General features: G+C 45.9%; 15 protein-coding genes and 1 tRNA gene. 7 read left to right on the top strand and 9 right to left on the bottom strand.

The annotated features are described in order from the left end of the window. Both K1X84_06785 and hflX read right to left on the bottom strand, forming a co-directional pair. Positions 1-196: hypothetical protein (locus tag K1X84_06785; GenBank protein MBX7151329.1), on the bottom strand; the 196-nt coding region annotated here is incomplete at its 3' end. A gap of 196 nt (positions 197-392) precedes the next feature. Beyond that, positions 393-1,697, bottom strand: coding sequence for a GTPase HflX (gene hflX, locus K1X84_06790; protein MBX7151330.1), 1,305 nt, complete (start codon positions 1,695-1,697; stop codon positions 393-395). A gap of 173 nt (positions 1,698-1,870) precedes the next feature. Here hflX and K1X84_06795 point away from each other — a divergent pair, with 173 nt between their 5' ends. The 7 genes from K1X84_06795 to pyrR are packed head-to-tail and all read left to right on the top strand — an operon-like array spanning position 1,871 to position 9,485. After that, positions 1,871-2,707, top strand: coding sequence for a hypothetical protein (locus tag K1X84_06795; GenBank protein ID MBX7151331.1), 837 nt, complete (start codon positions 1,871-1,873; stop codon positions 2,705-2,707). 5 nt (positions 2,708-2,712) lie between these two features. Then, positions 2,713-3,960: an ABC transporter permease gene (locus K1X84_06800; protein MBX7151332.1), complete on the top strand. Its 1,248-nt coding sequence runs from the start codon at positions 2,713-2,715 to the stop codon at positions 3,958-3,960. Positions 3,961-3,982: 22 nt separating this feature from the next. Further along, positions 3,983-5,203, top strand: coding sequence for an ABC transporter permease (locus tag K1X84_06805; protein MBX7151333.1), 1,221 nt, complete (start codon positions 3,983-3,985; stop codon positions 5,201-5,203). A gap of 8 nt (positions 5,204-5,211) precedes the next feature. After that, the gene (locus tag K1X84_06810) at positions 5,212-6,057 is read left to right on the top strand and encodes a hypothetical protein (GenBank protein ID MBX7151334.1); all 846 of its coding nucleotides are present in this window, start codon (positions 5,212-5,214) and stop codon (positions 6,055-6,057) included. A gap of 11 nt (positions 6,058-6,068) precedes the next feature. Beyond that, positions 6,069-6,758 carry an ABC transporter ATP-binding protein gene (locus tag K1X84_06815; GenBank protein MBX7151335.1) on the top strand — a complete coding sequence of 230 codons (690 nt, stop codon included), beginning with the start codon at positions 6,069-6,071 and terminating at the stop codon, positions 6,756-6,758. Positions 6,759-6,763: 5 nt separating this feature from the next. Next, positions 6,764-8,872, top strand: a complete 2,109-nt coding sequence (locus K1X84_06820) for a BatA domain-containing protein (protein MBX7151336.1) — start codon at positions 6,764-6,766, stop codon at positions 8,870-8,872. Positions 8,873-8,921: 49 nt separating this feature from the next. Next, positions 8,922-9,485 (top strand): bifunctional pyr operon transcriptional regulator/uracil phosphoribosyltransferase PyrR, encoded by a 564-nt coding sequence (pyrR, locus tag K1X84_06825; GenBank protein ID MBX7151337.1) that lies wholly within the window; start codon positions 8,922-8,924, stop codon positions 9,483-9,485. A gap of 3 nt (positions 9,486-9,488) precedes the next feature. On the opposite strand, the gene K1X84_06830 is transcribed toward pyrR, so the two are convergent. From K1X84_06830 to K1X84_06860, 7 genes are all read right to left on the bottom strand, one after another. Continuing rightward, on the bottom strand, positions 9,489-9,881 hold the full coding sequence (locus tag K1X84_06830; protein MBX7151338.1) for a response regulator: 393 nt from the start codon (positions 9,879-9,881) through the stop codon (positions 9,489-9,491). 459 nt (positions 9,882-10,340) lie between these two features. Next, on the bottom strand, positions 10,341-11,246 hold the full coding sequence (locus K1X84_06835; protein MBX7151339.1) for a DUF1684 domain-containing protein: 906 nt from the start codon (positions 11,244-11,246) through the stop codon (positions 10,341-10,343). A gap of 139 nt (positions 11,247-11,385) precedes the next feature. Beyond that, positions 11,386-11,461 (bottom strand) — tRNA-Ile (locus tag K1X84_06840). An 80-nt stretch (positions 11,462-11,541) separates the two neighbouring features. Further along, positions 11,542-12,678, bottom strand: coding sequence for a DUF1080 domain-containing protein (locus K1X84_06845; GenBank protein MBX7151340.1), 1,137 nt, complete (start codon positions 12,676-12,678; stop codon positions 11,542-11,544). A gap of 201 nt (positions 12,679-12,879) precedes the next feature. After that, complete coding sequence (locus tag K1X84_06850) at positions 12,880-13,476, bottom strand: hypothetical protein (protein MBX7151341.1); 597 nt, start codon at positions 13,474-13,476, stop codon at positions 12,880-12,882. 10 nt (positions 13,477-13,486) lie between these two features. Continuing rightward, entirely contained in the window at positions 13,487-17,317 is a 3,831-nt protein-coding gene (locus tag K1X84_06855; GenBank protein MBX7151342.1) for a T9SS type A sorting domain-containing protein, read from the bottom strand. 153 nt (positions 17,318-17,470) lie between these two features. Beyond that, positions 17,471-21,346, bottom strand: coding sequence for a response regulator (locus tag K1X84_06860; GenBank protein ID MBX7151343.1), 3,876 nt, complete (start codon positions 21,344-21,346; stop codon positions 17,471-17,473). Positions 21,347-21,456: the final 110 nt, after the last annotated feature.

The raw sequence follows: 21,456 nt of genomic DNA on the forward strand, positions 1-21,456 counted from the left end.
CAACGAGTGTAGAGTGATAGGCAACGACGTTCGATTGCGTGATATAATCCAGTCCGGCCGGATTCCAGAAGACTGCCGAGCCATCATTGGCGATGGCGGTAAATGCCTGGCCGAATCCTTGCGCACGTGCGCCCAGGCCGGTTTCCATGAAAATACTCGTCGTACCGGCATCACCGCGCTGTGCAAATCCGGGCAAAGCACCAATTAGCCACCCGGAAAGGATGCAGCAATAGATTATTTTGTTAATGGAGAAGCGCAATTAGTATACTCAGATATGGGTCTGCAAGAAAGGGTTTTAATTATGGTAATAAAATAGCGCAAGTTGCCCGCAATAGCAACAAAAAATATAATAATGATCGATCTTAACTGTTTTTATAAACTGAACTTAAATGCTACGACACGTCAGAACTGATCTTTTCGCGGTCTTTATATTTTTGTTGATATCGTTCGATCTTTTCAGCGTCTTCTTTCCGCGCGCGAAATTTGATGGTCAACCGGGTTTCTTTATGAGTCTCATCGAGAATTTCGGTCAGATGCCGGACCATGGAATATAATTTCCCGTCGGTTGCATCCATTTTGATCGTTCTGACGACGTAGTCATTTTGCAATTGCGCGATCAGAGCGTTTTTGAGCTTATCAATTCCAATTCGCCGTGCTGCAGAAATATAAATACTTCCCGGGAATCGCTTTTTCATTTGCGTTAGCAAAGTATCGTCGGTAATACGGTCGACTTTATTGAAAACAACGATCGTAGGTTTCTCACTGGCTTTGAGTTCGGCCAAAACGGTTTGCACGGTTTCCATTTGTTCATCAAATAAATGATTGCCCAAATCGACCACATGAAGCAACACATCCGATTCATGCACTTCTTCAAGTGTTGAACGAAATGAGGCAACGAGATCGTGTGGCAATTTACGGATAAATCCGACCGTGTCGGTAATGATGCATTCGTAATCTTTGCTGAGAAATACTTTTCGTGACGTCGCGTCAAGAGTGGCGAAGAGCCTGTTTTCTACAAACACACCTGCATCGGACAATGTATTGAGCAGTGTGGATTTACCGACATTCGTATATCCGACGAGAGCGACTTTAAAAATTCCGTCCCGGCTGGCGCGCTGGACTTTTCGCTGTGATTCGATTTTCTTCAGTTCCTCTTTGAGCACGGCGATGCGCTGGCCGACGAGCCGCCGGTCCGTTTCCAACTGCGTTTCGCCGGGGCCTTTGGTGAAAACGCCGCCGCCGGCCTGACGTTCAAGGTGCGTCCAGATCCGCGTCAGACGGGGAAGGAGGTACTGCAACTGTGCCAGTTCTACCTGCGTTTTGGATTCGCGCGTTCGCGCGCGTTTGGCAAAAATATCGAGAATGAGCGCACTCCGGTCGATGATCTTACACTTAATGGATTTTTCAAGATTTTTGGTCTGTGCGGGCGATAGATCATCGTCGAAGATAACGACCTGGATTTTATTTTCGACAACTTTATCGGCAATCTCCTGAACTTTACCTTTGCCGATGTATGTTCCGGCATCAATATGTTTGAGCGTTTGTTTGACCGTGAGAATAACGTCAACACCGGCTGTGTCGGCCAGCAGTGCTAATTCTTCCAAACAATCATCGACCGGAAATAACGAAGCCGGCGACTGGATACCCACGAGCAATGCCCGTTCTTTGGTTTCCTGGGTAGGGTACGTTTTTGACAAATTAACCTTTCCTTCTCAATTCCAAGTATGCTAATAGTTTAGCTTGATTTTTACTCAATGCGATAGTATCATTGACTCGTCCGAATCTAACGCAAAGTTCCATCTTATTCAATATTCAATTATATTTCAGCATCATATTGAATGAATCGGTAAGCGATCTCAGGGGTTGTGTCATGGATCGAAATGATGAATTGCGTCAATGGATTGCCGAAGAAAAAAAAATACTGGCGCAATGGCTTTCGGAGCAATCTGAGATTGAACAGCAGTATCAGGAGCTTTTGAAGTGGCGGGAATTAGAAAAGGACATGGCCTCGCGTCGCAAAATTCATGCAGAATTAGTGCAGGGGATTGCCGAACTGGAAAAAGTTATTTACCGGCTGGAATCCGATCTGCGCGTAGAAATCAATGTCTTGACCGCGCAGATGAATGAAGAAAGACTAAAGGCTTCGGAAAAACCGGATTATGAAAAAGAACGTGAAAATTATGTGCGCGAATACAATCGGTTTAAAAAATTACAGGATCAATTCCATCAAATCCGGGACGAAGGCGTTCAGCTTAAAACCGAATTGGAAATATTAAAGCAGCAAACGCATGCAGAAGCGGTTTCATCCATTGCCGAAAAAGAAAATGCGTTGGCGGATATGCGCGTTAAATATTCCGAGCTGGATAAAGAACTTAAACAGTTTCCCAATATTCAGCGTCAATTGATCACGATTGATTTTTTATTGGCCGAATCACGTTCGGCAGAGAAGAACAGCCTCGAATTGCGCGAACGGTTGGATAAATTGTATGCCAAGCTCAATAATCAATCGTTCGCGAAACGCGAATGGCAGGCAATCGGCGATATTAAACAAAAACTCGATGAAAACGGATATAATGAAACCGAACACGAACTTCTTCGTTCAAAAATCTCTGAATATGGCGTAATCGAAGGAAAAAAAATATTTCTCGACCGTATGCGTGAACGGTTTCATCAATTGACCCTGAAAGAAAAAGAAATCAGCCCATAATCCCAATGGCTTACACGTACCTCATTGCAAAAAAATATTTGTGGACAAAACGCAAGACGGGATTCATTTCCGTCATTGCGTATATTTCCATTGCCGGCGTGGCTTTGGGTACCGCCGCTTTGATCATTACGTTGTGTATTGTTTCAGGATTTGAGAGAGAAATGAGACTGAAATTCATTTCTTTTGACGCGCATGTGCGATTCAAAACGTTCGAAGGGGCAGGATTGATGTATGATCGAGATGGTATTGCCTCCCGTATCCGTGGAATGCGACACATTCGCGGCGTCTCGCCTTATGTCGAAAAAGAAGCCATGATCCGTTCCAAACGTGCGACAGACGGCGTGATCGTGAAAGGGATCGATCAAACAACGGTCAATGAGGTTTTGAATATCCGCAAAGACGTGATTGCTTCTCGCGGGGCTTCGCCGATCGATCTGATCAAACCGTCGGACAGTTCCGCCGCGTTGCCGGGAATTCTGATAGGTAAAAAATTAGCCGATAAATTATTTGTTTCTCTCGGCGATAAAGTGACTTTATTTAGTTTGAAAAATACGCTGGCGTTTGTCGAGCAGCCCAAAGTCCGGCAATTTAGTGTGACGGGAATTTACCGGAGCGGTTTGGCCGAATATGACAATGTCCTGGTGTACGTGGATATTGCCGAAGCACAAAGGTTATTCGATTTTCATAGCGGAATTACCGGATTTGAAATCAAACTGGATGATCTGTACGAAGCGCCGGATGTGGCCGATTCGTTGACGGCAGCTTTCGGCTATCCGCATTACGCGCGGACGTGGTTTGACCTGCATCGTAATCTGTTCGGGTGGCTCGAAACCAATAACCTGCTGATGATGATTATATTTAGCTTGATAATCATGGTGGCCGCTTTTAATATTATCGGTACGTTATTTATGATCGTGATTGAAAAAACGAAAGACATCGGTATTTTAAAATCGATGGGCGCGCCGGAGCGCGGTATCCGGAAGATTTTTATGATCGAAGGACTTCTGATCGGCGTGTTGGGCGCCGGTTGCGGAGGCTTACTGGCATGGGTTTTATGCGAATGGCAGATGCGCTTTAAAGTTATTGCATTGTCCTCCGACGTGTATTTTATGGACGCCGTGCCGATTCAACTCAATCTGTGGTATTTCATTACTATTGCAACGTTTGCCGTAATATTATGCGTGCTGGCCACTGTTTATCCTTCCTTAAAAGCTTCGAAGCTTAATGCCGTCGAAGCCATTCGTTATGAATAAGTCATTAACAGGAAACTGAAAAGTGTCACTCGAGCGTTTTATAGCAATGCGGTACTTGCGTCCCAGAAGAGAAAATCTTTTTGTGACGTTGATTGGTTTGATTTCCGTAGCCGGCGTTACCGTAGGCGTGATGGCGATCATTATCGTGCTATCGATGCTGAATGGATTTGAACGGGAAGTGCGCTCGAGATTTATCGGATTCGACGCCCATTTGAAAATCAAGCATCCGCATGAAACGCCTATTGAAAACTGGGAAACGATGGCGGATAAATTGCGTGAGGCGAAACCGATAACCGGTTTGTCGCCGTATATTTTAGAAAAAGGCATGATCACCAGCGAAAGCGGCGGTCATGTTGCTTTCGTCAAAGGCACGTCGGAGAGCACCATTACAGAAGTCACGGATTTGCGGCATAAATTGGTTATCGGAAGCGTGGACTTCGGAGCCCAAAAAAATTCGTACGATGGCATTGTTGTCGGCTATAGCCTTGCCGTTCAATTAGATCTAGGTCCGGGCGACACCGTTACAGTTATTAGTCCGGTCGGCGTAACGAGTCCTTTCAGTATGCCGATTGCTAAAAAATTTATTATCAGCGGCATTTTCCGAACCGATATGTTTGAATACGATAATGCGTACGTCTTTATTTCGATCGCTGACGCGCAGACACTTTTTGAAATGCCGGATGCTATCAGCGGATTTGATATACGATTGCAGGACATCGAACAATCGTGGGATCAACAAAGATCGTTATCGCAGGAACTCGGTAATGACTGGACGGTTGAAACATGGTATGATCAGCATAGCGATTTATACAGCGCCATGCAGGTCGAGAAATGGGGGTCGTTGGTACTGCTCAGTATGATAATCATGGTGGCCGGTTTTAATATCATCAGCACGCTGATCATGGTCGTGATGCAGAAAACATCCGATATCGGGATTTTGAAGACAATTGGCGCAAATTCTAAAATGATCTCACGGATTTTTGTTCAGCAGGGGTTGACCGTTGGCAGTATTGGGATTGTAACAGGATGTTTAATCGGTTATACTCTTTGCTTTTTGCAAATCCATTTCAAATTGGTCAAACTGCCTGAAGACGTATTTTTTCTGGACGCCGTGCCGATGGAACTGCAATGGATGGATTTTGTTGCCATCGTGTGCGTCGCATTCGGTTTATGTTTATTTGCGACATTTTATCCGGCGCGTAAAGCATCGGCTCTTCAACCGATCGAAGCGCTTAAATCATAAGGAATCGCATGAGAATCATTTGGATGTCAGGATTGTGCGCCATGTTGTTGGCCGGAAACGTTTTTTCGCAAAAAAGTAAAATCGTTGTCTTGGTTTATAAATATAAACCCGGCGATCAGTATCGCGTGACTACAAGTACTTACAGAAACTTTAGTACTACTTCGCCGGTATATTCCAATGCTTCCTACGGCGAGACCGCTTTTGACGTGTATCAGGAAGTCACGGCGTTTGACGGCGAAATCTATGACATGAGCGCAGAGATCGAAGTGACGCGCTATACACGCGATGGAGAAAATTTAACATACAAGCTTCAAAAAGTTCTGTCCGGAGAAACGTTTGCTTTCGCTTTTGATAGGTTTGGCAAAATTCTGAATGAATCGGTCAAATATGAAAAATCTGCCGGTGTCAAAGAAAAAGACCGCAGCGCGCAGTTAAAATTATTTGAGAATGTTTTTATTCCGCTGCCGTCGGATCCTATTAAGGTCGGCGATAAATGGAAAATTACCGATTATTATTCGAAGGAGAAATTACTCCAGCTTTTTGGAAACGAATATGGTATTGCGTCTCCGTCCATCAGTGGTGAATATAAACTTGAAAGCGTCGACGGAAGCATTGCCAAAATTTCATTGCTAGTCGATGTCAGCGGCGATGGGAAGTTTGACGATGGAAAGCGAAAATTCGGGGTTAATTTTTTATTTAAAATTAGCGGGGAGTATCAGTTTTCAATCATCGAAGGGAAAATAAAAACCGGCGGCGTGACGGCTGAAATGGCCGGTGTCGGAATGTTGGACAATAAAGAAGTCGAATTTAGCGGTACCGAATCAACGAGTTTTGTTGTGGAAAAAATCAAATGACGGAGAAGCGCGTGAAGGCGGTCATCGAGGCGGTTGACATTTATAAATCGTATGTGATGGGCAAAAGCGAATTGCTCGTTCTGAAAGGCGTGAATCTTCGCATTGCTGAAGGTGAGATTGTGACGGTGATCGGTCCATCAGGCGTCGGCAAAAGTACTCTGCTGCATATTCTTGGAGCGTTGGATAAGCCGACCAGAGGACATATCGAGATCGACGGTGTTCCTGTCGCAACGATGAATGACGAACAAATGGCACAATTACGCAACGAACGCATCGGTTTTGTTTTTCAATTTCATCACCTGTTGCCGGAATTTACGGCGTTGGAAAATGTTTTGATGCCGGCGCTGATTGCCGGAAAAAAAGGATCGGATATTTCAAAGCGTGCGGAAGAATTATTGAAAAATGTCGGGCTTGGCGAGCGTCTGACTCACAGGCCGGGTGAACTTTCAGGCGGAGAACAGCAGCGGGTAGCCGTTGCGCGCGCGTTGATGAATCGTCCGCGGTTAGTTCTGGCGGACGAACCTTCTGGCAATTTGGATCGTGAATCGAGTGAGTCATTGCACAACCTGATTTTTGAATTGAGTAAAAAATATCAGCAGACTTTTGTCATTGTGACGCATAACGAACAATTGGCCGAGCGCTCCGACCGGGTAATTAAAATGTTCGACGGACGTATCAGTTCCGACACTGCGAAACGCTAGGTAATATGGTTACTTTTTTAAATGCTCTTATTCTTTCCGCCGTCGCTTTGGCGTTAATTCCGGTGATAATCCATTTGCTCAACCGGAAGAAAACGCAAGTTGTTCCTTTCAGTTCGCTCGAATTTCTTAAAATTCTTCAGAACAAAAAAATCAAACGTGTCAAACTTCAGCAGATCATTTTATTGATTCTGCGAACGTTGGTTCTGTTACTCGCGGTGCTGGCCTTCGCAAGGCCTGTGTCGAAAGCTGGATCATCCGGAACTGTGGATGCGCATGCCAAAACCTCCATTGTAATTATCATCGACAATTCTGCCAGCGCTTCATACGTCAGCGACAACGGTTCCGTATTCGAGCGGATGCAGATGAAAACGTCACAAATTATCGATTATCTTAAAGAAGGAGATGAAGCGCTCATTCTTCCGGCAGCCGGTTCGGAAAAGAATAACGGCTTTACGAGAAATTTTAGTGAACTGAAGCTTCAAGCAAAAAACCTGTCGTGGCTTTATCAATCAGCCGATATTCCTGCGGCCATTTTCAAAGCAAGGCAATTGCTCAGTTCGGCCAAAAATGTCAATCGCGAAATTTATGTATTAAGCGATATGCAGGAAAACGGTTGGAGCGCACAGCAAGAATCCCTTGCCGATCCGGAAGCCGTTAAGCCGATATTTATCGACTTTGCCGTACCGGATATACGTAATACCGGCATCACGGCCGTGACCGTACTCAGCAAGATCGTCGAGAAAAACAAACCGATTGATGTACAAGTTGAAGTACAAAATTATGGCACGCAAGGCGTTGATGAGCTTCCGATGAGCGTGTATCTCGACGGCAAACGTGTTGCGCAATCGACTCTGAGCCTGGCTGGATCGGACGCCGGAACATTTGATATTAAAATCACGCCGCAACGCACAGGATTTCTCGCCGGTCATGTTGAACTGGATGACGATCCGTATCTAGCCGATAACAAACGTTTTTTTCATGTTTACGTACCTGAAAAAATCTCTGTTTTGCTGGTAGGACAGCAACCGGAAGACGTGGAGTTTCTCGCGATTGCATTGAATCCCGGCGGCGATTTTACTTCGGTTATTCGTACGGAACGTTCCTCGCCCGGTAAGCTGGCGGCGTTGAATCTGAATGATTTTGACGTGATTGTTTTTTCGAATATCACGCGGTTTGAAGATTCGCACGGGCGATTGATCGAATCGTTTTTGGCCAAAGGCGGCGGCGTCATGATCTTTCCAGGCAAAAGCGCGGATTCAAAAAGTTATAATACATTGTTGCAGAAATGGCGTATCGGGCAGATGACGCAGTGGATCGACCAAAGCGCTGCGCAACAATTCGTTCAATTTGGTAAAATCGACTATTCCCATCCTGTGATCGCCGGTATGTTCGATTCCGGCGGAAAAAACAAAAACGATCGGTCGGTCGAGTCGCCGCGTTTTGAAAAATATTTCAAAATCGAAAACAGCGGCGGTTCGGGTAAAACCATTATTCAGCTCACGACGAATACGCCGTTTATGGAAGAAAGGGCGGTCGGTGACGGAACGGTTTTTCTGTTTGCGTCCGGTGTGGATCTCGAGTCATCCGACCTTGCTGTCAAAGGAATCTTTGCGCCGCTGATCAACCGATCGGTTTCGTATCTTTATTCAAAACGGCGCGGAGAGATGAAACAATTTATTGTCGGCGATCCTGTAGAATTTCGCTTGCAGGCCAGCGCCTCGCAGAATATCGTTATTAAAGGCAGCGAGGGGCGGGAACTGATTCCCAAAGTCAAACCGATGGGCAATGAAGCGCTGATTGAACTTCCGAGAGTTGAAATATCCGACAATTATGCGTTGTATCTCAATGATCGCCTGATGGAAAGATTTGATGCGAATGTTGATCCGTCGGAAAATAAACTTATTAAAGTCGCGGAGAAAAAAATGAAGGCCGTATTGGGCGATAACGGGTATGCGGTCCACAACGAAAACGATCCGATCGACGATATTATTTTAAAATCAAGATTCGGTACGGAATTATGGAAATGGGTGCTGCTGGGTGCCGTAATTTTATTGATCGCTGAAATGATCATCGCCCAAAGCCACCGTTTTGTTAAAACGGAAACTCAATTGTAAATCGGATTTTTTTTCGTACATTGAGGTCGAGTACTTACGGGGAGTCTTTATGAATTTGTATAAAAGCAATTACACGGTAAAATCCAAAGTTATGGACGAAACCGATCTGCAACGCGTTGTATCCCGCATCGCGCATGAAATCATCGAGAAGAATCGCGGTGCCAATAACCTCGCGATTATCGGTATGCGCACACGCGGCGAATTTTTGGCCAAACGAATTGCGGAGAAAATTCAGGAATATGAGAAAGTTCTCGTCAAAGTCGGTATTCTTGACGTGAGTTTTTACAGAGATGACACGCGCGCAAGGCTCAAACAGCCGATGGTGCAGAGTACGGAAGTCCCGTTTGACGTCAATGAAATGAATATCGTACTCGTGGACGATGTGCTGTTCACAGGCCGTTCGGTCCGTGCGGCGCTCGATGCTATCATGGATTTCGGCAGGCCAAATCGCGTCGAACTTGCTGTACTTGTCGATCGCGGCCGGCGTGAATTGCCGATACAGCCCGACTACGTCGGAAAAGTTGTGACCACGTCTTCGAATGAAGAAATACGCGTGAAAATGAAAGAATGCGACGATAGTGATGAAGTATTGCTCGTGAACGTAGAAAAATAAACGCTAAGCCGGAATCACGATGTGCGTTTCAAACGATTGAATCAACCGGATTAACGTTTCCAATTGAAACGGTTTTGCCAATGTCTTTGTATTGCCAACTTCCATCGTGTCAAATAAATCCACATGCGACCCCGAAACGACAATGATCGGTAAAAGATAATTTTTACTTTCCCGTATACGTTTGACCAAATCAGTTCCGCTCAACATCGGCATCATAATATCGGTCAGTACGAGATCAAATTCTTCTTTTTCCAAAAGATTCCATGCTGCCAGCCCGTTTTCAACTGCAATAGTTTCATAATCGAAAGCTTCCAGCATCTGCTGAGTGAGAAGACGAATATTAACGTCATCTTCAGCAATGAGGATTTTTTTTATTTTGTTAGGCGTATCGAACATATAAACATCAAGTCCTTTCACCAATCTTATTAAGCAATTCGTAGGCCGAAATATGTAATTCGATAAATTCAGTATTTTTGATTTAGGCTCGTGATGGATCGCACATAAACAGTGTGATTATGCGCAAGTGCAAGTAAAATAAGTGTATAACTTTTTAATTTCGTATCAAAATGAGACAATCGACTTTGGTAAGTTTGATAGACAAGTATTGCCGGTAAAACCGCCAGTAAGTCTGATTTCGTCACAATGTTTACAAAATCGGTTAAACTTTGGTCAAAAATTAAGAAAAACTACCCGAAAGTTCACCGGATTAGGTAATTCTAAAATTTCTGCAAACCGATTCCTCTTTTTACACATTTTTTATGTTTTTTTGGAATTTTAAAGATGGGGGAAAACAAAAAAGGAATTTTACGATCGAAGTAAAATTCCTTTTTTTATTTACAAATTCTTAAACGTAATTTAATGTTTACGGTGACCGAAGGTTTTTTCACCGGCTAGGATTTGAATCGGTAACTTGTTTTGTTGAGGCGGGAGAGGGCAAGTTGCAAATTCGGTAAAGACACACGGAGGATTGTATGCTTTATTGAAATCCAAAATAGTTTTTCCGGTTGAATCGAAATTTGGAATGTAGATAAATCGTCCGCCTCCGTAGGTTTCTTTACCGTTTGTCTGGTCGCCGAAGATGAGAAAAAGTTCGTCATCCGTTTTTTTGGCGACAGGATCGATGCGATACGTTTTGCCGTCGAGTTCGAACACGACAGCGCCAAAACATTCCGTCGTATCGATCGTGTTCAGAACTGTCGGGACGAATATCTGTTTCGGCGGATCATACGGTTCCAAATGCGCTTCCACGCGCCACGCCGGATCGATAGGATAGGTTTCGATATCGGTGAAGTTCTTTACCAATGGGCTTTCGAGATCCCGCAGGCGGATTCCGTATTCGTGTCCGCGCTTAATGATGTTAAAACGAAACGATCCCATTTCCAGACGCGTGGTATTGGAATCGGCGTCGGAATTGAGCGCCATTTCTTTGACTGGTTTTCCATTCGATAGTATATCGACACCTTTATTCACGCGGATCGATACGTGTCCGTCATGCAAGATGAACGTTCCAGCTTTTGCAGGCGCCGTGGGCGGGAAGATGATGGCATTCGAAGAATCGCTTCCAAAAGTATTTTCACCTTCTTTGAGCCAGAGTAATCCGACTAAATTCAGCCAACCTGTTTCTGTTTTCAGGCGAGCGATACGTTTCTGGTGCCATTCCTGAATTGATTGGACGTAGTCAGGATCGACAGGCAGAGGCTTTTTATTCGAGCAACCAATAACGCTCAAAAAGATGAGGCCGACGAGGATGCGGTAGGGCATAGATCAACTTTCGATTGATAGTGATGATGTGTGATGTGATGTTTTATGAAGAAATCGGATCAAAAGCAATACGCCGAACAATTGAAATTGTTTCCATTGTACAATGAATATCGTTCATTCGCGTATGATTCATCAGAAGTGGTGGGCCCTCAGGGATTTGAACCCCGGACCAAAGGATTATGAGTCCTCTGCTCTAACCGCTGAGCTAAGAGCCCGTGAAACGTGCGAATGATACGAAGTGAGCAGGAAAAAAACAAGGAGAAATTTACACGTTTCACGGATTCCTTAATCTATCTCATTCATCCAGTCTTCCAATAAATCCCCATCCACCGCCGAGTTCACGGATAGCCAATACCAGTTCATTACGGCCTTTTTTCAGCGGCAGATAGACTGCGTCGTTTTCCGGATCCATGATTCCGAGGAAACCCGGGTCGCGGAAGTTTTGTGCGCTGCGACCTTGGAATATGATCTTGCCATTGAGAAAAACGCAGACTTCGTCGCTATAACCAAGGTGGAGCTTTTTGACCTGGTCGCGATCGGATTCGATATTCGTACGTGCGTATATGAGCTTAGTTCCAGGCTGCGGATCGAGGCGCGTTGAAAAATCGGTCGCGAATGTTACTCGCAGATGCGGTGCCATGCGATACCGGTAGATCGTCACAAATCCGGGCGATTCCGCTTCCACATTTTGCCAAGGCATCGTGTCCATTTCAGCGGATGTAAGCGGAATTTCCGCATTGCGTTTCAAACCGTCGTAATCACGTGACAAACTCCATTTCGTCAGGATGCCGCGCGGCATTGGCGGTAAAGTATGTTTCCAGGCTGCGTCGGGCGTTTTCTTGATTTGAAAATTACTGAAATAGGTTGGGCCCGTGAGAACGCTCAATGCTATCTGACCTTTTTGAACGTCCGTTTTTAAATCGCTCATCACCAGTGCGGGATTATTCATATCGCCAACGAAAAGTTTGGCCTGCGCGCCTGTGATTTCAAGCCGGAGATGGAACCACGTGTCTTTCGGGATATCGATGCCGGCGGTGAATCCCGGTCCGCTGTAAATCTGCCAATTAAGTCCGGTATTCAGCACGGGCGTATATTGAATCGCGTCAGGAAGGCCGGACTTGTGCGGTCGGAGATACACGTATTCAGAATGAAGCCCGTCGGCAGTGGCGCGGAACTCAATTCCAAAAAAACCTTTCGGAGCAATCGGAGCATTGATATCGACGTCGATCACGCCGTCGCGGATTTCAATTTCTTTCAAAACCGCCACGCCGCCTTCCAGGAAAATACACGAATGTCCCTGATAGTCGGCTATTTTTGCTTTTCCCTGCAAATCCCAATGTGCCGTATCGGCGGGGATAGTTACCGATGTCTGCGAAAAAGCATGTGACGTCAAAAGAATGCTAAATACATAAAAAATTATATTCCGTAACATAGGGTCTGTCTCCTCATAAAATACATGAATAACAAATGATACTGAAATGGATGGGAATTTCTAGGATTCAGTTACGCTGCAGGATTCGTTTTGTTGCTTACACGTTCGGGGTAATCTGACTTGATTCGGTTGGATTAACAAAAATCCCGTGAACGAACCATTCACGGGATTTTTTCATATCCTCGGTGCAGGCCCGGAGGCTTACATCGCGGCTCCTAAGATTTCCAGTTTTGCCGCCAGGATTTCTTTGATTGAGGGATCGTTGATATTGGCCGTGAAACCGGAATCAAGCAGTTGAATCTTTGCAAGGCAGTTGGCGTACTGGTTTTTCTGGAAGTAACACGCCGCCTGGGTCCAGATCAGGTGCGTTTTGGTGACACGGGAATCATACGACAGCGAATAATTCGCGTTTAATCCCAGCACATAATCGGCCTCACTGATCGCACCGTCGAGGGAACCGGTTGCCCAGCCGGTGAAAACCAGCCCGGCGTGTGCGTCGATCGACGTGGATTGTGAAAATTCACCAGACGCAAGTGCGTAGTCGCTAAGCCGGAGTTTGCACCAGCCTGCGCCGGCGTGTGCGGAATCGGCTTTGCCGGTAGTGAATAACGTCGCGTAATGCGTGTAGGCGTCGGCATACGAGCCTGCGGAAAATAAGCCCTTGGCTTCGGACAAGATGATTGTCGTTTCATCCGGCGACGGTCCGCCGCCGTTGTTATCGTCGCTACCGCCTCCGCCGCATGAGCAGGCGAAAGCCGCTACACACGCCATCAAAAATGTTTTCAACAATTGTTTCATAACGTTTCTCCTATTTGATCATCGTCATTTTTTTAGTTTGCACCACGCGGCCGCCGGCACGCAGGCGATAAAGGTACACACCGCTCGATACCGACTGACCGAATTGATTTTTGCCGTTCCATAAAACCTGGAATGAACCTGCCGGCAGATCGTTGTCGACTAATTTGGTTACTTGCTGTCCGAGAAGATTATAAACAATGATCTGAACGTGCGACGGAGTGGCCAGTTTATACCGGATCGTGGTCGTCGGATTAAAAGGATTGGGGAAATTTTGTTCGAGCGCAAAATCTTTGGGCATGACGTCGTGATCGGCATTGTACATCACGGCGAAATTCTGACCGGTGACTTTAGCCGTCACATGACCGTCGTGACCCTCGCCGCCGGCGTAATTCCACGCACCGTTTTTGAATTCATAAATTCCAATCTTAGCTTCGTCCAATTCATCCGATGTATACACAGCCGTAACGGTCATTTCACCGGTATTACCCGATGTCCATTCGACAACTTCCGATAACGGACGGAATTTTTCAGGAATCTCAACGGATGTTTTGGTGAGTAAGAGGTATCCTGAACCGCGCGTTTCGATATTGAATGAGCCGAATACTACGGATTTGCCGAGATGCGTCACTTGGTAAGTTCGCGTAGCCTGACCGTCGTTGCCGGCGAGATCAGTTCCGACGGCGATCACGGTGAGATTACCGGCGCTTGTAACGTCATAATCGGAGAAATACAGTGAATTATTGACGGCTGTTGTTAGTGTGACGTTATTGACTTTTACGTTCGCGCCACTAAGCGGTTCATTACCGCCGTAAACAAACCGCACACGATTGAGTACAGGCGAGGCGAGTGCGCGGAGAAACATCGTCGGTGCGACGTTGTCAATGATGCTGACGGTAAAAGTGTCCGTGGTCGCATTCAATCCATCGCTTGCCTGCACGACGATTTGGCCGGAACCGGCTTCGCCGAAATTAACCAAAAGACTGTCGTGAGCAATGGAAGCGCCTACAGCGCCATTGGTAAATACGGAATAGGCGAGAGGGCTGGGGCCGTCTGTATCCTGAAATATGAACGACAAATAACCGATCAATTGCGGCGAAACCGTATTGACAAAAAAGCTCGTGTCCCTGATCGCGCTGACAATTTGGGGCGGCGTATTGACCGCAGAAATATTAACTGTAAATGTATCATATACAGAATATTGCCCGTCAGTGATCTGAACCCAAACCGAATCCAACCCGGTTTGATTATTAGCGCCGCTCAGGTATAGCGTATCATTGGAGATGGTCGTGTTGACTTTGAATTGTTTCGATACGGCTTGATAGCTGAAACTGGCCGGCGCATTGTCGATATCGGTTACCATCGATGAAAGTTTGGCCACAAACGTTTTGGTGAAATTTTTGACGTAGGCCTTGTTGTCAATATAACCGACCAAAATAGGCGGATCGTTTACCGGCGTGATCGTTACGGAGAACGTATCGCGCGCCGATTGTCCGGCCGGATCGGTGGCGGTTACATATACCTGAAGTACGCCGCTTGAGTCATGAGCCGGAGTAATGAAGATTCTCGATCCATGAAGTTCAACCGTAGCAAGTGAAGGACGGCTGCTGACCACGCTTGTTGTGAGCAGGTCCGGATCGGGATCTTCAATAGCTGGTGCGGCCGTAAGCGTGTCCGTTCCGCTATCTTCATCCAATGTTCTGTCCGATGCCGTCGTATAGCGAATCGGAGGAACATTAGTAAAAACGTCGAGGCGGTGAGAAATTTGTCCACCCATTCGGCTTTGAATTCCACCAAAATAGATATCGTAATTCCCTGCAGCAATCGTGACGACGGTCTGATTATCGTACGGATCGGATGTACTGCCCATGGCTGACCATTGATGACCGTCCCATCGAGCAACACCGGAAGCGGCTATACCTCCGGCTATACCAAAACGACCTCCGGCGTAGATATATTCGCTATAGGCTTCAATGGCCCGTACGACGTCATCGGGATCGGAGCCGATGCCGCTTCCGAGAGCTTCCCATGTGAATCCATTCCATCGTGCTATATTTTTGGCTTCGACACCGCCTGCATGTGTGAATTGCCCGCCTACGTATAAATAGGGTCTGACATACTTAACGGCGTAAACAGGACCGTCAATTCCTGCGCCTAGATTCGACCAAGATGCTCCGTTCCACTTTGCGACGTGATTTAAAGTCTTGCCATCGCCTGTAGTAAATAAGCCACCGGCGTAAACATCACCGTTGTCAAGGTCAACATCCAATGCCACCACTGCGGAATCAAGGTCATCCGATCCCAACACAGACCAATTTGTACCGTTGTACCTTGCGATATATTTTCCACCTCCTCCGCCGGCTGACGTAAAATACCCTCCGGCGTAGATATACTCATAAGCCGGATCGTATTTAATGGATTGAACGCCTCCATTAACACCTCCGGCCATGTTATTCCACGATGAACCGTTCCATTTTGCTATGTTTCCGGCCGAACTTCCACCAGCTTGGTCGAAATAACCTCCAACATAGACGTCATTGTCGTGCGTAGCTAATGTTCTTGCCTGGCCCCAGGTAGAGTTGATCCCAGAACCTAGCGGTTCCCATGTAACTCCGTTCCATTTTGCTACTTTGCGGAATGCCGAATCGCCGATTGCATTAAAAAGTCCGCTAACATATAGAGCAGTAGGGGTGACTGCGAGCGCATCTACATATAAATTCAATACTTTGCCAATTGGAGTGTATTCGTATAAACTTGAGTTATAGATGGCCAAATGATTAGAAGGTGACGAGCCTGTCGATGTATAAAGTCCGAATTGTGTAAAGTCTCCGCCAACGACGGGTAAGTCGTTTCTCAAAGTAATGGCACGGACAGCATTATTGGCATATCCGCGATAGGCTGACCATTCGGATGATGACCAGATGATATAATTTTGAACGGGATTGCCAAAATGGTCGGTTGCATTGAAAGATCCGCCAACGTAAAGTTCAGAATAAGAATAGAGCAAAGCATATACGCTGCCATTGACGCCATTATTAAAAGCCGACCACGAACTGCCGTTCCACTTGGCGACATTATTGCACAAAATGCCTCCGGCGAACTGGAAAGTACCGCCTGCATACAAATTCGTACCATCGGATTCGAGTGCAAAAACGAATCCACTAGTTCCTCCGCCGACTTTCTGCCATGCGGTACCGGTCCATTGCGCAATATTCGCTGTCGCTGAATCTCCGGATTGCGTGAAAGTTCCTCCTGCATAAATAGTTGAACCCACGGCTTCGATGGCCGTTACATTATTATTAAATCCGCTGCCCATCGCATAGAAATTGCCGCCCGAATAACGCGCAATATGGGATGCGCTGACACCACCGGCTGTTGTAAAATCGCCGCCAATGTACAGATCGCCTGAAAAAAATAACATGGACCAAACAGCTTGGTTACAGCCGCCGCCGGGCGAACTCCACGATGAACCGTTCCAATGAGCCAAATAATTAGCCGGCGAACCTCCGACATTGTGAAAACCTCCGCCGACATAGAGTCCGGTCGTACTGACACCATCCTTTGCCAAACTCAGTACTGTACCGTCAACACCTCCACCGACTTGAGACCAGGTCCATCCGTCCCATTGAGCGAGATTTTTCGCAGGAACACCGCCGGCGGTGGTAAATTCGCCGCCAACATACAAAATCTTATTCGTCGGGTTATACAAAACTGCATGCACAGGACCGTTCACACCTTCCTGTGCGAACTCATGATTCCAAAATTGATCAAGACTCTGACTTCGTATATCGGGAACAGTAAGCCCGATCATCAGAATCGTACACATCAGCGATACAAACTTCATACGTCCTCCTTTTGCTTACACGTTGGATATGAAATGGGACCCGGGTCACTTCCAACATAAACAAAAAGGCTTACGCGCTCTAACACACTGGTGCTGAAGTTTGACAAATTTGTGCAATAATTGAAAAAAAAGAGTTTAAGAGGGTAAACGAGGCTAAATATCCGAGGGATTGGTGCCAAATTGATCTTTAAAGCATTTGGCAAAATAGGAAAGATTATTGAATCCGACATCATAGGCAACTTCGGTAACATTGCCTGTTTTGTTTTTGAGAAGGTGATAGGCGCGTTTAAGCCGCATAGACCGGATAAATTCGGTCGGAGATTGCCCAGTAATGGCCGTTAATTTGCGGCTGAGTTGGAATCGGCTGAGGCCGATGATTTTACCGAGATCCTCCACGCCAAAATCGGGGTTGGTCATTTCGTGATCGATCGCTTCGCAGATTTTCTGAATAAAACGTTCGTCAGCCGATTGGATATCTTTGGAACCTACCGGATCGAAGAAATTTTTTGAAAACTTTTCGCGTAATTGCCGGCGGAGTTCGATCAGGTTCCGGACACGCACGGATAGTTCTTTTGAATCGAAAGGTTTGACCATGTATTCATCCGCGCCAATTTCTAATCCTTCAAGCTTATGATCGCGATCGGCACGCGCGGTTAACAAAATGACTGGAATATGATTGGTTCGTTGATCGGCACGAAGATCCCGAAGAAATGCATAACCGTCTTTTCGAGGCATCATGACGTCGCTGACAATGAGATCGGGAATCTCTCGCCCGGCAATTTCCAAACCTTCATTGCCGTCTTTGGCGTACAATATCCGGTAAGACGATAAATGTTCGCCGATATAATGCTGAACGTCGGGATTATCTTCTACAATCAAAATCAATTCACTGTTGGCGGAAGGAACCGTTTCAATACGGTTCGCAGATGTTTCCAAAACACTGTGTTCCAATTCACCGGGCTGGGTGCCCGAAGTTGGAGTCTCTGTAATTTCATTCGGTTGATAGTCGGAAAGGTTTTTAGGCAATTGAACTATAAAACGCGTACCGATACTTTGCTTGTTTTGAACGCTGATCTTACCGTGATGAAGTTCGACTAATTCTTTCGTCAGAGCGAGACCGATGCCGGTTCCTTCTTGATCGCGTGAAATGGTCGCATCTACTTGATAGAAACGGTCGAAAATTTTATCGACCCGGTCGGACGGAATGCCAATTCCTGTATCGGATACTTCAAAACCAAGGCTTCCGGATGGAAATTCCCGGTCAGGCGGCCATTCACTTAAAGCAATCTCTACACGCCCTCCGGCAGGAGTAAATTTGATGGCATTCGAAACAAGATTATAGATGATCTTTTCGAATTTATCCTGATCGACGGGATAAATCGATCCGTTGATTTTTTCGGTAAATTCGAGCGTTAAGTTTTTTCGATCGGCGAGAGAAGCGAAGGATTGAACGATCGCTTTTACAAAATGGATATCGACCGGGGCAACGGTCAACCGCATGCTTCGATTTTCAAGTTTAGCGATATCGAGAATTTGATTAATAAGCCTGAGTAAACGGCGCGCGTGTTTCAGCATGACTCTGTATGCGCCGGAATGTTCGTCGGTTTGATTTAAAAAATCTTCAAGCGGACCGATAATCAATGTTAAAGGCGTACGAAATTCATGTGAAATATTGGCAAAAAAGCGAGATTTGGTTTGATCCAATTCCTCGAGCCGTTGGGCCTGTTCACGGATTTTTTCGGTACGCTCATCGATAATTTTTTCAAGCCGCCGTTTATCTTCAAGCAGTTGTCGCGAACGCCATTGTGCGGCCGCATATACGAATCCGCCGATTATCAAAATGTACACACTGTACATCCATGCCGTTCTGTACCATGGCGGCAAAACCTGAAATGCCACAACCGCTTCATTGCCGATGTTATCGTAAATATTTTTAGATCGAACGTGGAAAGTATATTGACCTTCTGAAAGCCGGGTATAGTCTTTTTGATTTTCATACATCCAGTCCGACCACGTGTCGTCGAATCCCTCCATGTAGAATTGGAAACGATTTTGAGACTCATCGTCGTAGACCGGCGCAGTGAATAGAAAACGCATGTTGCCGAATCCGTATGGAATAAGATTGGATGAATGCTCATGAAAATTGTAGCGCTCATTATCAATAACGATTCCGGAGATCAGGGTGGAATATGACGGCACCGAAAGGTTGATTCTTTTTAAATCAATTCTGATTAGCCCGCCTTCCGACGTGATCCACATAATGCTGTCGCGATCGGAATAAAAATTAAACACAGCACCCATGGACTGGATTCTGTAAAATAGATTCGGGTACCATCGCCAACGGCCGTTGTTATCTTTCTGAGCATATCCTAGCGTATCACTGACGAACATCCAGAGTTTATCACCGATTTCTTCCGCACGGAAAACTTGTGACGAATCGCGAAAACCCAGTTGTGCGTACACGGAATCTTCGTAAAACATTTGGGCAGTTGAATCGAATCGGAGCAGTCCTAAATCAGTTGCAAAAGCGGGTCGCCCTTCGAATGCGGTAACTTGGTTATTGCCTGATCGTAGCAATCCGTTCTTTTCAGTGAAATGTTCCAGTCGGCGCGATGGAATATGTATTCTGAAATAACCATTGCCCGAAGTGCCGATCCATAAATATTCACCGTCTTCCAACATGGACAATCTCGCATCGGCTACAAATTCGGCTATTCGTTCGGATTGCCAAGTGGAGCCGGTTTTTGTCAACCTTACCAAATTACCCTCACTCAGAGTTGCGTACAAGACATTAGGATCAGTAGGTGAGTTGTAAAGCGTTTTAGTACTTTCATTGAAAATCAATCGCTCGCTTCCGTTTGATATTTCATAAATGCCGTCGGCCGTAGCGATCAAGGTGGAGGAGCCTCTCGAAATTATGCCGATAGCGCGTGTTTTGATCGCGGGAAATTGCGTCATGGCACCATTGCGGAGGATATACACAGGCGCTTCGGTGCTGACGTACAAATCATTTCCTCCGCCTGCAATGGTATACGTATAATGTTTGAAGCCTGAAGCTGTGGAATACATTTTAAACGGCGACCCAGTTTCTATACGGGTTAAACCGCTTTGATTACACACCCATAATCCTCGCTGGCGATCTTCATATCCGAACACAGTGGTTTGGTTGGACAGTCCGCTGGCTGAATTGTATATATCGGTAATGACGCCGCTGGAGTTCATAATAATCACACCTTCACGGATAGTCATGACGGCAATTTGGCCGCCGGTCAACAGAGTAAGCCGGTAAGTATTTGCACGGCGCATCAAATCATCGTTCGAAGTTTTAAAACGGGTAACCTGTCCGTTTTGATAAACGAAAATTCCTTCACGCGTTGTCAGTAATACGCGATCGGAATCGATCGCGAGTCCATTGGAGATGCGGAGATTGGCGAATGCTTCACCGCCGGGCAGCAATTTTAAAGAATCGCCATCCAATCGGACTAAACCGCGTCCGGCCTGACTCGACCACAGTTGACCGTGGATCTGAAAGATGTTGAAGAGCCGGCTTAAGGCAGGAATCGTTTTTATGGTTTGTCCCGACCATTTTAAAATTTTCCCTGAAGCCTGAAAATAAGCATCATGCCCGATTACAACGACGTCCCAGACTTCGAGAAAATCGCGGTCAACCGAATCCACTAACGCAGTCAACGAGGTATAGTGCAATGAGCCCGATTCCGATGAATAGTAACCAAATTCGCTTTCTCCGCCGGCCAGTAAACGCCCTGATGAATCCCAAGCCAGCGAATGAATAGGTGAAACATTAGCATTGGGAAAGACCTGCCAATGCGCTCCGTCATATTCCAACACTCCATGCGTGTTGGCAAAATACATACGCCCATCCAACGATTGCGTAATGCAGAAATTGTATGGCGATGCTTTATATTCGTTGGCGGAATAGTTGCGGATGAAAGGAAGTGGGGAATACGATTGACTAAAAAGATGAATGGGAAGAAACAAAATGAAAAGGAGTAGCAGGATAAAGTTCATAGGAAAAATTATCCTTCAGCGGGTCGTAATAAATGGGGGCTTAGTGATGTCAAAGAATTTAGGCGATTTTTCCTAACATGCTAATAAAATATATTTGTTCGTAATAAGCA

It is taken from the genome of bacterium (assembly GCA_019695335.1).
Lineage (GTDB): Bacteria > CLD3 > CLD3 > SB21 > SB21 > JABWBZ01.